Raw genomic sequence first — 417 nt, forward strand, 5'->3', positions numbered from 1 at the left:
CCCAACATAGACTGCATAAAATCGGTGAAGACTGTAGCGATGAACGTGAGTTCACTCCAGCGCTACTCAAAGCGTAGGAATATGTTGGTCCTAAATATGCTTGTCGCCAATGCGAGCAATCAGAAGACAAAAACCACGTTGTTCAAAAGCCAGCGCTGCGAAGCAGTAGCCCTAAGAGCTTCGCGACAGAAAGCTTGCTGGCCAATATCATCCTAGGCAAATACCAATACGCGATGCCACTTTACCGCCCAGAATCCCTGTTTACCCAATCGGGTATCGAACTCTCACGAACCACGATGGCACGGGGGATTATCCAAGTCAGTGAGAAGTTCGCTACACTTTACGCAGCTTTGAAAGGGCACCTACTCGAGCAAGTGGTGGGTCAGGCGGATGAAACGCCGCTCAATGTCCTCAAGG

1 pseudogene is annotated in these 417 nt (G+C 50.1%); it reads left to right on the forward strand.

The features are described 5' to 3' along the window. Nucleotides 1–417: pseudogene (locus tag UF06_RS21565) on the forward strand (transposase); the annotation flags it as partial.

The organism is Vibrio sp. S234-5, from assembly GCF_000960595.1.
Taxonomy (GTDB): Bacteria; Pseudomonadota; Gammaproteobacteria; order Enterobacterales; family Vibrionaceae; genus Vibrio.